General features: G+C 71.5%; 9 protein-coding genes. 3 read left to right on the forward strand and 6 right to left on the reverse strand.

The genetic code is table 11. The annotated features are described in order from the left end of the window. Window positions 1–216: 216 nt before the first annotated feature. The 3 genes from ACIP94_RS01255 to ACIP94_RS01265 are packed head-to-tail and all read right to left on the reverse strand — an operon-like array spanning window position 217 to window position 2,850. The gene (locus tag ACIP94_RS01255; RefSeq protein WP_402417894.1) at window positions 217–1,374 is read right to left on the reverse strand and encodes an acetyl-CoA C-acetyltransferase; all 1,158 of its coding nucleotides are present in this window, start codon (window positions 1,372–1,374) and stop codon (window positions 217–219) included. A gap of 36 nt (window positions 1,375–1,410) precedes the next feature. Continuing rightward, window positions 1,411–2,022 carry a TetR/AcrR family transcriptional regulator gene (locus ACIP94_RS01260; protein ID WP_402417896.1) on the reverse strand — a complete coding sequence of 204 codons (612 nt, stop codon included), beginning with the start codon at window positions 2,020–2,022 and terminating at the stop codon, window positions 1,411–1,413. Between the two features lie 42 nt (window positions 2,023–2,064). Beyond that, on the reverse strand, window positions 2,065–2,850 hold the full coding sequence (locus ACIP94_RS01265; protein WP_402417897.1) for an SDR family oxidoreductase: 786 nt from the start codon (window positions 2,848–2,850) through the stop codon (window positions 2,065–2,067). 111 nt (window positions 2,851–2,961) lie between these two features. Between ACIP94_RS01265 and ACIP94_RS01270 the strand changes: the two genes are divergently transcribed. Together ACIP94_RS01270 and ACIP94_RS01275 are read left to right on the forward strand one after the other, a co-directional pair. Continuing rightward, window positions 2,962–4,098 (forward strand): acyl-CoA dehydrogenase family protein, encoded by a 1,137-nt coding sequence (locus ACIP94_RS01270; protein ID WP_402417899.1) that lies wholly within the window; start codon window positions 2,962–2,964, stop codon window positions 4,096–4,098. After that, window positions 4,098–5,054, forward strand: a complete 957-nt coding sequence (locus ACIP94_RS01275; protein WP_402417901.1) for an acyl-CoA dehydrogenase family protein — start codon at window positions 4,098–4,100, stop codon at window positions 5,052–5,054. The genes ACIP94_RS01270 and ACIP94_RS01275 overlap by 1 nt, the downstream gene beginning before the upstream one ends. A gap of 21 nt (window positions 5,055–5,075) precedes the next feature. Here the strand turns inward: ACIP94_RS01275 and ACIP94_RS01280 are convergent, their stop codons facing one another. Beyond that, window positions 5,076–5,795, reverse strand: coding sequence for a vWA domain-containing protein (locus ACIP94_RS01280; protein ID WP_402417902.1), 720 nt, complete (start codon window positions 5,793–5,795; stop codon window positions 5,076–5,078). Window positions 5,796–5,941: 146 nt separating this feature from the next. On the opposite strand from ACIP94_RS01280, the gene ACIP94_RS01285 reads away from it, so the two are divergent. Next, complete coding sequence (locus ACIP94_RS01285; RefSeq protein WP_402417904.1) at window positions 5,942–6,853, forward strand: rhomboid family intramembrane serine protease; 912 nt, start codon at window positions 5,942–5,944, stop codon at window positions 6,851–6,853. A 127-nt stretch (window positions 6,854–6,980) separates the two neighbouring features. Here the strand turns inward: ACIP94_RS01285 and ACIP94_RS01290 are convergent, their stop codons facing one another. Next, on the reverse strand, window positions 6,981–8,444 hold the full coding sequence (locus ACIP94_RS01290; protein WP_402417905.1) for a glutamate synthase subunit beta: 1,464 nt from the start codon (window positions 8,442–8,444) through the stop codon (window positions 6,981–6,983). Further along, the gene (gene gltB / locus ACIP94_RS01295; RefSeq protein ID WP_402420286.1) at window positions 8,437–13,032 is read right to left on the reverse strand and encodes a glutamate synthase large subunit; all 4,596 of its coding nucleotides are present in this window, start codon (window positions 13,030–13,032) and stop codon (window positions 8,437–8,439) included. Before gltB ends, ACIP94_RS01290 begins: the two co-directional genes overlap by 8 nt. Between the last annotated feature and the right edge of the window lie 24 nt (window positions 13,033–13,056).

A 13,056-nucleotide genomic window follows, 5' to 3' on the forward strand; every position in this document is an offset into this window, starting at 1 on the left:
ACCCCATGCCCGGCCCCACCGGCCACCCCCGCCAACCCCCGGCCACTCCCGCCACCCCCGGCCGGCCCCCGCCACCCTCACCACCCACGCCACCCCCGGCCACCCTCGCCACCCCCGGCCATCCCCGGCCATCCCCGGCCGACCCCGGCCGACCCCGGCCGACCCCGGCCGACCCCGGCCACCCCCGCCACCCGCCCCGGCGGTGATCGGGCCCGCTCAGAGGCGTTCGATGATCGTCACATTGGCCTGGCCTCCGCCCTCGCACATCGTCTGGAGGCCGAAGCGGGTGCCGGTGCGCTCCAGTTCGTGGAGCAGGGTGGTCATCAGTCTGGCGCCGGTGGCGCCCAGGGGGTGGCCGAGGGCGATCGCGCCGCCGTTGACGTTGACCTTCTCCGGGTCGGCTCCGGTTTCCCTGAGCCAGGCCAGGACGACCGGGGCGAAGGCCTCGTTGATCTCGACGAAGCCGATGTCATCGATCGTGAGTCCGGTCTTCTTCAGGGCGTGCGCGGTCGCCGGGATCGGCGCCGTCAGCATCCGGATGGGGTCCTCTGCGCGCACCGAGAGATGGTGGACCCGGGCGCGCGGCGTCAGTCCGTGTTCGCGTACGGCCCGTTCTGAGGCCAGTAGAAGGGCCGCCGCGCCGTCGGAGACCTGCGAGGAGCAGGCGGCGGTGACGGTGCCGCCCTCCAGGACCGGCTTCAGCTCGGCCATCTTCTCCCGGGAGGTGTCCCGGCGGGGGCCCTCGTCGACCGTGACATCCCCGTAGGCGACGGTCTCCCGGTCGAAACGGCCCTCGTCGATCGCGCGGACCGCCCTGCGGTGCGAGCGCAGCGCGTACTCCTCCTGGTCGCGGCGGCTGATGCCCCACTTCGCGGCGATCAGCTCGGCGCCGTGGAACTGGTTGACGGGCCGGTCGCCGTAGCGGGCCCGCCATCCCTCGCTGCCCGCGAAGGGCCCCTCGGTGAGCCCCAGCGGTTCCGCGGCCTGGCGGGAGGCGTAGGCGATGGGGATCTGCGACATGTTCTGGACACCGCCCGCGACCACGAGGTCCTGGGTGCCGGACAGCACGGCCTGCGCGGCGAAGTGCACGGCCTGCTGGGAGGATCCGCACTGCCGGTCGACCGTGACGCCCGGTACCTCCTCGGGCAGCCCGGCCGCGAGCCAGCAGGTGCGGGCGATGTCCCCGGCCTGCGGCCCGACCGTGTCCAGGCAGCCGAAGACGACGTCCTCCACGGCGGCCGGATCCACGCCGGAGCGCGCCATCAGGGCCTTCAGCACATGTGCGCCCAGGTCGGCGGGGTGGACGCCGCTCAATCCGCCCCGGCGCCGTCCGACGGGCGTGCGGACCGCTTCGACGACGTAGGCCTCGGCCATGGTCAACTCCTCACAGTGGACGCATCTCACACAGGGCTAGGTGCGCACGGCGATCCCGTCGAGGACCATCGACAGGTACTGCCGGGCGATCTCCTCCGGGCTGTGCTGTCCGCCGGGCCGGTACCAGGACGCGGCGACCCACACGGTGTCGCGCACGAACCGGTAGGTGAGCCGGATGTCGAGGTCGGACCGGAACACCCGGGCGGCGACCCCGCGCTCCAGCGTCGACAGCCACGCCTTCTCGAACTTGCGCTGTGACTCGGCGAGGAACGTGAACCGTTCCTGCGCGGCAAGCTGCCGGGACTCCTTCTGGTAGATCGCGACGGCGGCGCGGTGCCGGTCGATCTCCCTGAAGGACTCGGTGACCAGCGCCTCCAGGGTTTCGCGCGGGCCGAGTTCGGACTCGAGGACGGTGTCGTAGCCGTTCCAGAGCTCGTCGAGGAACGTGCGCAGGATCTCCTCCAGCATCGATTCCTTGGAGTCGAAGTGGTAGTAGAGGCTGCCCGCGAGCATCCCGGCGTGGTCCGCGATGGTGCGTACGGTGGTGGCGTTGTAGCCCTGTTCGGCGAAGACCTCGGCGGCGGTGTCGAGGAGTTCGCGGCGGCGCGCGGGCGCGGCGGTCACCTGGGGTGTCTTCTTGGTCGGCACGGATCCATTGTGATCCCGGGGGCGCTGGTCCATCGCACGGCGCTAGGCGTGCTGGCTGCTGACGGCGACGACCTCGCCGGTCATGTAGGAGGAGTAGCCGGAGGCCAGGAAGACGATCACGTTGGCCACCTCCCATGGTTCCGCATGGCGCCCGAAGGCCTCCCGGGCGGTCAAATCCCGCAGCAGTTCGGGGGTCGTCACCTTCGCCAGGTGGGGGTGCAGGGCGAGGCTCGGTGAGACGGCGTTGACCCGGACGCCGTACGCGGCGGCCTCGATGGCCGCGCAGCGGGTCAGGGCCATCACGCCTGCCTTCGCGGCGGCGTAGTGGGCCTGTCCGGCCTGGGCGCGCCAGCCGAGCACGGAGGCGTTGTTGACGATCACTCCGCCGCCCGTCTCCCTCATCGACCTGAGGGCCGCCCGGGTGCACCGGAAAGTGCCGTTGAGCGTCACGTCGAGCACTCTGGACCACTGCTCGTCGGTCATGTCGGCGAGCGCGGCGGTGCCGCCGAGGCCGGCGTTGTTGACGACGATGTCGAGCCGGCCGTGCAGCCGGACGGCCGTTTCGAAGAGGGCGCCCACCTGTGCCTCGTCGGTGACATCGCAGAGGGCACAGGCCACCGCCCCGGTGAACTCCCGGCCCAGTTCGGCCGTGTACTCCTGGAGCCGGCGCGCGTGGGCGTCGCTGATCAGTACGCGCGCGCCCTCCTCGAGGAACCGCCGCGCCGTCGCGCCCCCGATGCCCGCACCGGCGGCCGCGGTGATGACGGCGGTGCGGCCCTCGAGCAGCCCGTGGCCGGGCACATAGCCCGGACTCTCGACGCCTGTCATAGGCCCACGCTAACCTACCAAACACTTGTTAGGGAAGCCGTCCGACTCCGCCGTCGATCCGTCCGACTCCGCCGTCGATCCGTCCGACTCCGCCGTCGAAGGGTGCCGCCCGTGGATCTCACCCCCTCGCCCGCCGACGAGGCCTTCCGCGCCGAGGCCCGGTCCTGGCTGGCGGCGCATGTGCCGCCGGTGCCACTGCCCTCCCTGGAGACCGCGGAGGGGTTCGCGGCCCATCGCGCATGGGAGGCCGAACTCGCCGCGGACCGCTGGTCGGTGGTGTCCTGGCCGGCCGGGTACGGCGGGCGGGACGCGGATCCGGTGCGGTGGCTGATCTTCGAGGAGGAGTACTACGCGGCGGGCGCCCCGGGCCGGGTCAGCCAGAACGGCATCGGCCTGCTGGCGCCGACCCTGTTCGCCCACGGCACCGAGGAACAGCGCGCCCGTGTGCTTCCGCCGATGGCCACCGGCGAGGTGATCTGGGCGCAGGCGTGGTCGGAGCCCGAGGCCGGCTCCGACCTGGCCGCCCTGCGGTCCCGGGCCGTGCGCACCCGGGGCGGCTGGCTGCTCGGGGGGCAGAAGACCTGGTCGTCGCGGGCGGCCTTCGCGGACCGCGCGTTCGGGCTGTTCCGCAGTGATCCGGACGCCCCGAAACCCCATCAGGGCCTGACGTACCTCATGTTCGACCTCCGCGCCCCTGGGGTGACAGTCCGTCCGATCGGCCGTCTCGACGGCAAGCCCGCCTTCGCCGAACTCTTCCTGGACGATGTGTTCGTCCCCGACGAGGACGTGATCGGCGCCCCGGGCCGGGGCTGGCGGATCGCCATGTCGACGGCGGCCGACGAGCGCGGGCTCACCCTCCGCTCCCCCGGCCGCTATCTGGCCGCCGCCGACCGGCTGTTCGGGCTCTGGCGGGACCAGGGCAGTCCGGCGTCGCTGAGCGACCGGGTGGCCGACGCCCTGATCGGCGCCCGCGCCTACCAGTTGTTCGCCTACGCGGCGGCCGGCCGCCTCCTGGAAGGCACCCCGCTCGGCCCGAAGGCCAGCCTGAACAAGGTGTTCTGGTCCGAGTACGACATCGCGCTGCACGAGACCGCGCTCGATCTCCTAGAGGAGGGTGAGCCGGCGGACTCGGCCTGGGCGGAGGGGTACGTCTTCTCCCTGGCCGGCCCTCTGTACGCGGGCACCAACGAGATCCAGCGCGACATCATCGCCGAGCGGCTGCTCGGCCTGCCGAAGGGCCGACGCTGATGCGTTTTCTGCTCACCGGAGAACAGCGCGCGTTCGCACGGTCGTTGGACGCCTTGCTGACCGCCGCCGGCACACCGTCGGTCGCCCGGGCCTGGGGCGCGGGCGAGCATACGGCCGGGCGGGCGCTGTGGTCGCGGATCGCCGAGGCCGGTGTCTTCGCGCCGGCGGTCCCGGAGGAGTACGAGGGGATGGGCCCGTTCCCCGTGGGACTCGCCGTGGCCTTCGTGGAACTGGGGCGCCACGCGGTGCCTGGGCCCTTGGCGGAGACGGTGCTCGCGGCGGCCCTGCTGGCCGGGGTGCCCGGGCATGCCGCGCGGCTGTTGCCCCAGCTGGTCTCCGGCAAGGTCATGGCCACGGTGGGCGGGGCGTATGCGCTGGACGGGGACGCGGCGGACGTCGTCCTGGTGCTCGCGGACGGGAAGGTGTGGCTGTCGCCCGGCTGCCGTCCCGGGGTGCGGCCGTCGCTGGATCCCGCCCGCCGGCTCGCCGCCCCGCTGCCCGGCGGGGAGCTGCTGTGCTCCGCCGTCCCCCCGGGCGCCCTCGACTGGGCCCGTCTGGCCACGGCCGCGCAGGCCCTGGGGGTGGGTCTCGCCCTCCTCGAGAGGACCGTCGGGTATGCCGGGCAGCGGGTCCAGTTCGGTGTGCCCATCGGCTCGTTCCAGGCGGTCAAGCATCGGCTGGCCGACGCCGCGATCGCCCTGGAGTTCGCGCGGCCGCTGCTCTTCGGGGCCGCGCTGACGATGGCTTCGGCGGACATCGCCGCCGCGAAGGTCGCGGCGTGCGAGGCGGCGTACGCAACCGCCCGGACCGCGCTCCAGTTGCACGGCGCGATCGGCTACACCGCCGAGTACGACCTGTCCCTGTGGCTGACGAAGGCCCGTGTGCTGCGCGGGGCGTGGGGGACGCCGGCCGAGTGCCGGGCCGCCGTCCTCAGCGGCCGGCGTGCGGGCCCTTGAGGAGGGGCGCGGCCGGCGGGGTCACCGCACGATGCCCTCGGCCCGCGCCGCCGTCAGCCACTGCGGGAACCCGCCCACCAGCCGGTCGTACAGCTGGGCGTCGGGTACCGTGCGCGGGTCCGGTCCGGCGTGGAAGAAACCCGCGTTGTCGACGACCCGCCGCTGCGGCACCGGCAGCTCGTCCAGTCTGCGCAGAAACTCGAACTGCTTGCCGCCCGGGTCCCCGAACCCGATGAACTGCCAGAACAGGGGCAGCCCGGCCGCCTTGCACAGATAGCGTTCCGCGGCGAACTTGCTGCTGGGACCGCCGTCGGTCTGGAAGACGACGAGGGCGGGGTCCGTGGCGCCACTGTCCAGGTGGAGATCGATGACCGCGTCCATCGCCAGGTGGTAGCTGGTCTTGCCCATGTGCCCGAGCCCGGCCACGATCCGGTCGACCCGGCCGTGGTGGTCGGCGAGGGAGATGTCGGTGACGGCGTCGATGTCCGTGGAGAAGAAGACGACCGGCACGCTCCCGTCGTCGTCGAGGTGCGCGGACAGCCCGAGCACCCGCTCGGCGAGCGCCTGCACGCTGCCGTCCTTGTAGAAGGGCCGCATGGATCCGGAGTAGTCGACGACGAGATAGACGGCGGCCCGCTGCCCGGCGAGCCCGTGCTTGGCGAGGGACACCCCGGCGGTCTTGTACAGACCGACCAGCGCGGGCGCGGTCTCCTCGACCTTGCGGAGGCTGATCGCGGGCATACGGGCTCCCTTGAACTGCGGTGGCGGGGGGCCGACGTTACGCCACCGCTCCCCCTCGCCGATCACCGTTCCCATAAGTTCGCTATTTTGTTCGCCGCCGCCCCCACCGGCTCACCTTCATCCAACCCCCGACCGAGGAGCCGGACGTGGAGCCCGAATCCGCCGTCACCACCTGCTACCGCCATCCCAAGGTGGAGTCCTACGTCCGCTGCACCCGCTGCGACCGCTACATCTGCCCGGACTGCATGCGTGAGGCGGCCGTCGGCCACCAGTGCGTGGAGTGCGTCAAGGAGGGCGCGCGGTCGATCCGTCAGGCGCGCACGGCGTTCGGCGGCCGGATCACCACGGCACCTGTCGTGACGTATGTGCTGATCGGCCTCAATGTCCTCGCCTACCTCGGCGAGCTGGTGCGCCCGGCGATCGTGGACCGGTTCGCGATGCTGGGCGCCGGTCTGCGGGGACCGGACGGCGGCCACTACCTGTGGCAGTACCCCTATCCCCCGGAGCTGCATGCGGAGGGTGTGGTCGGCGGGCAGTGGGAGCGGCTGCTGACCGGCGCGTTCCTGCATCTGCCGCCCGCCCAGGGCACGTTCGGCATTCTGCACATCGTGATGAACATGGTGTCGCTGTGGAACATCGGCCGGGTGGTGGAGGCGCAGCTGGGCCGTGTCCGCTACATCACGCTCTATCTGCTGTCGGCGCTCGGCGGCTCCGTGCTCGTCCTGCTGATCGCGCCCGGCAACCCCACGATCGGTGCGTCCGGCGCGATCTTCGGTCTGGGCGCCGCCTACTACGTGATGGCCCGCCGTCTCGGCGCCGACATGAGCACGGTCAACCGCTATATGGCGGGGCTGCTGCTGTGGCTGCTGATCTCCGCGGGGCTCACCTCCTGGCAGGGGCACCTCGGCGGCCTGCTCGCGGGCGGGGTGGTGACGCTGGCGTACGCGTACGTCCCCCGCGGCCCGCGCCGCGGCCTGATCCAGGCGGCCGCCTGCGGAGGACTGCTGGTCCTGCTGGTGCTGCTCACGGTCGGCAAGATCACGGCGCTGACGGGCTGAGCGGTTCGGCGCATGCGACGGCGCCTGCCCATGGTCCGGTCGGGGACTGGCGGGCAGGCGCCGTCTGTGTTCCGTACGCCTTTGTACGGGACGTGGGTGAGTGACCGTCAGGTCACCTCCGGGTGCCTCAGACCGTCAGGGCGCGGTCCGTCGGGCGGATGGGGGCCGGCAGGTCGCTGGCGCCCGTGAGGAAGCGGTCGACGCCGCGGGCGGCCGAGCGGCCCTCGGCGATCGCCCACACGATCAGGGACTGGCCGCGGCCGGCGTCGCCCGCCACGAACACGCCCGGGACGTTCGTCCGGAAGTCGGCGTCGCGGGCGATGTTGCCGCGCGCGTCCAGCTCCAGGCCGAACTGCTCGACCAGGCCGTTCTGCTGGTCGGTGCCGGTGAAGCCCATGGCCAGGGTGACCAGCTGCGCGGGGATCTTCCGCTCGGTGCCCGGCTTCTGGGTCAGCTTGCCGTCCACGAACTCGACCTCGGCCAGGTGCAGCCACTGCACGTTGCCGTCCTCGTCGCCCTCGAAGTGGGTCGTGGAGGCCGCGTAGATGCGCTCGCCGCCCTCCTCGTGGGCCGAGGTGACCTTGTAGAGGATCGGGAAGGTCGGCCACGGCTGGCTGACCGGGTGCCGCTCGTCGTTCGGGCGGGGCATGATCTCCAGCTGGGTGACGGAGGCCGCGCCCTGACGGTGGGCCGTGCCCACGCAGTCCGCGCCCGTGTCACCGCCGCCGATCACGACCACGTGCTTGCCCTCGGCCGAGATCGGCGAGGTGACGTAGTCGCCTTCCTGCACCTTGTTGGCCAGGGGCAGATATTCCATGGCCTGGTAGATGCCCTTGAGCTCGCGGCCGGGGACCGGCAGATCGCGTGCGGTGGTCGCGCCGGCGGCGATCACCACGGCGTCGTAGCGCTTGCGCAGGTCGGTCGCCTTGAGGTCGCGGCCGATCTCGACGCCGGTGCGGAAGCGGGTGCCCTCCGCGCGCATCTGCTCGATACGGCGGTTGATGTGCCGCTTCTCCATCTTGAACTCGGGAATGCCGTAGCGCAGGAGGCCGCCGACGCGGTCCGCGCGCTCGTACACCGCGACCGTGTGACCGGCCCGGGTGAGCTGCTGGGCGGCGGCCAGACCGGCCGGGCCCGAGCCGATGACCGCGACCGTCTTGCCGGACAGGCGCTCGGGGGCCTGCGGCCTGACGGTGCCGCTGTCCCACGCCTTGTCGATGATCGAGACCTCGACGTTCTTGATCGTGACGGGCGGCTGGTTGATGCCGAGCACACACGCCGACTCGCACGGAGCCGGGCAGAGCCGGCCGGTGAACTCCGGGAAGTTGTTCGTGGCGTGCAGCCGCTCGGAGGCCTCGGCCCAGTCCTCGCGGTAGGCGTAGTCGTTCCACTCGGGGATGAGGTTCCCGAGCGGACAGCCGTTGTGGCAGAACGGGATGCCGCAGTCCATGCACCGGCTGGCCTGCTTGCTGATGATCGGCAGCAGCGAGCCGGGAACGTAGACCTCGTTCCAGTCCTTGACGCGCTCGCCCACCGGGCGGGACGTGGCGACCTCGCGGCCGTGCGTCAGGAAGCCCTTGGGATCAGCCATTGGTCGCCGCCTCCATCATCTTCTCGGTGATCTCGGTCTCGGTGAGACCGGCTCGCTCGGCGGCGTCCTTGGCGGCGAGCACTGCCTTGTAGGTGCTGGGGATGATCTTGCTGAAGCGGTTCACGGCCGTGTCCCAGTCGGCGAGCAGCTTCTCGGCGACCGTCGAGCCGGTCTCCTCGGCGTGGCGGCGCACCACGTCGTGCAGCCACTGCCGGTCGGTGTCGTCCAGGGCCTCGACGGAGCCTTGGTTGCCGGCGTTGACGTTGTCGTGGTCCAGGTCGATGACGTAGGCGATGCCGCCCGACATACCGGCCGCGAAGTTGCGGCCCGTCTCGCCGAGCACGACCGCGTAGCCACCGGTCATGTACTCGCAGCCGTGGTCGCCCACGCCCTCCGCCACCACCAGCGCGCCGGAGTTGCGGACGCAGAACCGCTCGCCGGTACGGCCGCGCAGGAACAGTTCGCCGCCGGTCGCGCCGTAGGCGAGGGTGTTGCCCGCGATCGTGGAGTACTCGGCGAGGTGCTCGGCCGCACGGTCCGGGCGCACGATGACCCGGCCGCCGGACAGGCCCTTGGCGACGTAGTCGTTGGCGTCACCCTCCAGGCGCAGGGTCACACCGCGCGGCAGGAAGGCGCCGAAGGACTGGCCGGCCGACCCTGTGAAGGTGATGTCGATCGTGTCGTCGGGCAGGCCCGCGCCGCCGAACTTCTTCGTCACCTCGTGGCCGAGCATGGTGCCGACCGTGCGGTTGATGTTGCGGATCGCGACCTGGGCGCGCACCGGCTGGGCCTCGGCCTGGGAGTTCGCGGCCAGGGCGTCGGCGGCGAGCTTGATCAGCTCGTTGTCGAGCGCCTTCTCCAGACCGTGGTCCTGGGCGACGACCTGGTGGCGCACCGCGCCCTCGGGCAGCTCGGGCACGTGGAGCAGCGGCTCCAGGTCCAGGCCCTGCGCCTTCCAGTGGTCGACGGCCCGGGTCACATCGAGGACCTCGGCGTGGCCGACGGCTTCCTCGATGGAGCGGAACCCCAGCTCGGCGAGCAGTTCGCGGACCTCTTCGGCGATGAACCGGAAGAAGTTCACCACGTACTCGGCCTTGCCGGTGAAGCGGTCGCGCAGGGTCGGGTTCTGGGTGGCGATGCCGACCGGGCAGGTGTCCAGGTGGCAGACGCGCATCATGACGCAGCCGGAGACGACGAGCGGCGCGGTCGCGAAACCGAACTCCTCGGCGCCGAGCAGCGCGGCGATGACGACGTCGCGGCCGGTCTTGAGCTGGCCGTCGGTCTGCACGACGATGCGGTCGCGCAGGCCGTTGAGCAGCAGGGTCTGCTGGGTCTCGGCGAGGCCGAGTTCCCAGGGACCGCCGGCGTGCTTCAGTGAGGTGAGCGGGGAGGCACCCGTTCCGCCGTCGTGGCCGGAGATCAGGACGACGTCCGCGTGCGCCTTGGACACACCGGCCGCGACCGTGCCGACGCCGACTTCCGAGACCAGCTTCACGTGGATCCGCGCCCGCGGGTTCGCGTTCTTCAGGTCGTGGATCAGCTGGGCCAGGTCCTCGATGGAGTAGATGTCGTGGTGCGGCGGCGGGGAGATCAGGCCGACACCGGGCGTCGAGTGCCGGGTCTTGGCCACCCACGGGTAGACCTTGTGGCCGGGGAGCTGGCCGCCCTCGCCGGGCTTGGCGCCCTGGGCCATCTTGATCTGGATGTCGTCGGCGTTGACCAGGTACTCGGAGGTCACGCCGAAGCGGCCGGAGGCCACCTGCTTGATCGCCGAGCGGCGGGCCGGGTCGTAGAGGCGCTCGGGGTCCTCGCCACCCTCACCGGTGTTGGACTTGGCGCCCAACTGGTTCATGGCGATGGCGAGCGTCTCGTGCGCCTCCTTGGAGATGGAGCCGTACGACATGGCGCCCGTGGAGAAGCGCTTGACGATCTCGGAGACCGGCTCGACCTCGTCGACGGGGATCGGCGCGCGGCCGCTCCTGAAGCCGAACAGGCCGCGCAGCGTCATCAGGCGCTCGGACTGCTCGTTCACCCGGGAGGTGTACTTCTTGAAGATGTCGTAGCGCGCGGTGCGCGTCGAGTGCTGGAGGCGGAAGACCGTCTCCGGGTCGAACAGGTGCGGCTCGCCCTCGCGGCGCCACTGGTACTCGCCGCCTATCTCCAGCGCGCGGTGCGCGGGAGCGATGCCGGACACCGGGTAGGCCTTGGCGTGGCGGGCGGCGACCTCTCGGGCGATGACGTCGATGCCGACGCCGCCGATCTTGGTGGCCGTCCCGTCGAAGTACTTCTCGACGAAGGCCTCGTCCAGGCCGACGGCCTCGAAGACCTGGGCGCCGCGGTAGGAGGCGACGGTCGAGATGCCCATCTTGGACATGACCTTCAGGACGCCCTTGCCGAGGGCGTAGATCAGGTTGCGGATGGCCTTCTCGGGCTCGATGCCCGGCAGGAACGTCCCCGCGCGGACCAGGTCCTCGACGGACTCCATCGCCAGGTACGGGTTGACGGCGGCGGCGCCGTAGCCGATGAGCAGGGCGACGTGGTGGACCTCGCGGACGTCGCCGGCCTCGACCAGCAGGCCCACGTGGGTGCGCTGCTTGGTGCGGATGAGGTGGTGGTGGACGGCCGCGGTGAGCAGCAGCGAGGGGATCGGCGCGTGCTCGGCGTCCGAGTGGCGGTCGGAGAGCACGATCAGGCGGGCGCCGTTGTCGATGGCCGCGTCGGCCTCGGCGCAGATCTCCGCCAGGCGCGCGGCGAGCGCGTCACCGCCGCCGGAGACCCGGTACAGGCCGGAGAGGGTGGCGGCCTTCATGCCGGGCATGTCGCCGTCGGCGTTGATGTGGATGAGCTTGGCCAGCTCGTCGTTGTCGATCACCGGGAAGGGCAGCAGGACGCTGCGGCAGGAGGCCGCGGTCGGCTCCAGCAGATTGCCCTGCGGGCCCAGCGACGAGCGCAGGGAGGTGACCAGTTCCTCGCGGATCGCGTCCAGCGGCGGGTTGGTGACCTGCGCGAAGAGCTGGGTGAAGTAGTCGAAGAGAAGGCGCGGGCGCTCGGACAGCGCGGCGATCGGCGAGTCGGTGCCCATGGAGCCGATCGGCTCGGCCCCGGTCTTGGCCATCGGCGCGAGGATGACGCGCAGCTCCTCCTCGGTGTAGCCGAAGGTCTGCTGGCGGCGGGTGACGGAGGCGTGGGTGTGCACGATGTGCTCGCGCTCCGGCAGGTCGCCCAGCTCGATCTCGCCGGCCTCCAGCCAGTCCTGGTACGGCTGCGCGGCGGCCAGCGTCGCCTTGATCTCGTCGTCCTCGATGATGCGGTGCTCGGCGGTGTCGACGAGGAACATCCGGCCGGGCTGCAGCCGGCCCTTGCGGACGACCTTGGAGGGGTCGATGTCGAGGACGCCGACCTCGGAGCCGAGGACGACGAGGCCGTCGTCGGTGACCCAGTAGCGGCCGGGGCGCAGACCGTTGCGGTCGAGTACGGCGCCGACCTGGGTGCCGTCGGTGAAGGTGACGCAGGCGGGACCGTCCCAGGGCTCCATCATCGTGGAGTGGAACTGGTAGAAGGCGCGCCGGGCCGGGTCCATGGAGTCGTGGTTCTCCCACGCCTCCGGGATCATCATCAGCACGGAGTGCGGCAGGGAGCGGCCACCGAGGTGCAGGAGTTCGAGCACCTCGTCGAAGGAGGCGGAGTCGGAGGCGTCCGGCGTGCAGACGGGGAAGATCCGCTCCAGCTTCTCCGGGGCGCCGAACAGGTCGGAGACGAGCTGCGACTCGCGGGCGCGCATCCAGTTGCGGTTGCCCTTGACCGTGTTGATCTCGCCGTTGTGGGCGACGAAGCGGTACGGGTGGGCGAGCGGCCAGCTCGGGAAGGTGTTGGTGGAGAAGCGCGAGTGGACCAGCGCGATGGCCGTGGCGAAGCGGCGGTCGGACAGGTCCGGGAAGAAGGGCTCGAGCTGGCCGGTGGTCAGCATGCCCTTGTAGACGATCGTGCGCGCGGACAGCGACGGGAAGTACACACCGGCCTCGCGCTCGGCGCGCTTGCGCAGCACGAACGCCTTGCGGTCGAGCTCGATGCCCTTGCTCGCGTGGTCCGTGACGAACAGCTGCCGGAAGGCGGGCATGGTGGAGCGGGCGGTGGCGCCCAGCAGGTCGGGAGCGACCGGGACCTCACGCCAGCCGAGGACGGTCAGGCCCTCGTCCGCGGCGATCGTCTCGATCTGTGAGACGGCCTCGGTGGTCGTCGCTTCGGGCAGGAAGGCGATACCGACGGCGTAGCCGCCCGCCTCGGGCAGTTCGAAACCGGCCACCTCGCGGAAGAAGGCGTCGGGCACCTGGGAGAGGATGCCGGCGCCGTCACCGGAGTCGGGCTCGGAGCCGGTGGCACCGCGGTGCTCGAGATTGCGAAGAACCGTGAGCGCCTGTTCGACCAGCGCATGGCTCGCCTCACCGGTGAGGGTGGCCACGAAGCCGACGCCACAGGCGTCATGCTCATTGCGGGGGTCGTACATACCCTGCGCAGCAGGGCGAGCATCCATGAACGACCAGTTCTGGCCATTCGTGGAGTGCTGGGACGGCTGGCGCGGCGTACGCATCGGCTCTCCCGTCGTCGTCATGTG

The sequence above is a fragment of the Streptomyces sp. NPDC093261 genome (genome assembly GCF_044753645.1).
Lineage (GTDB): Bacteria > Actinomycetota > Actinomycetes > Streptomycetales > Streptomycetaceae > Streptomyces.

Bases quoted from the DNA above. Each gene is read 5' to 3' on its own strand.
- ACIP94_RS01255 (WP_402417894.1), bottom strand. From the start codon at position 1,374: ATGGCCGAGGCCTACGTCGTCGAAGCGGTCCGCACGCCCGTCGGACGG.
- ACIP94_RS01265 (WP_402417897.1), bottom strand. From the start codon at position 2,850: ATGACAGGCGTCGAGAGTCCGGGCTATGTGCCCGGCCACGGGCTGCTC.
- ACIP94_RS01275 (WP_402417901.1), top strand. From the start codon at position 4,098: ATGCGTTTTCTGCTCACCGGAGAACAGCGCGCGTTCGCACGGTCGTTG.
- ACIP94_RS01280 (WP_402417902.1), bottom strand. From the start codon at position 5,795: ATGCCCGCGATCAGCCTCCGCAAGGTCGAGGAGACCGCGCCCGCGCTG.
- ACIP94_RS01290 (WP_402417905.1), bottom strand. From the start codon at position 8,444: ATGGCTGATCCCAAGGGCTTCCTGACGCACGGCCGCGAGGTCGCCACG.
- gltB (WP_402420286.1), bottom strand. From the start codon at position 13,032: ATGCGTACGCCGCGCCAGCCGTCCCAGCACTCCACGAATGGCCAGAAC.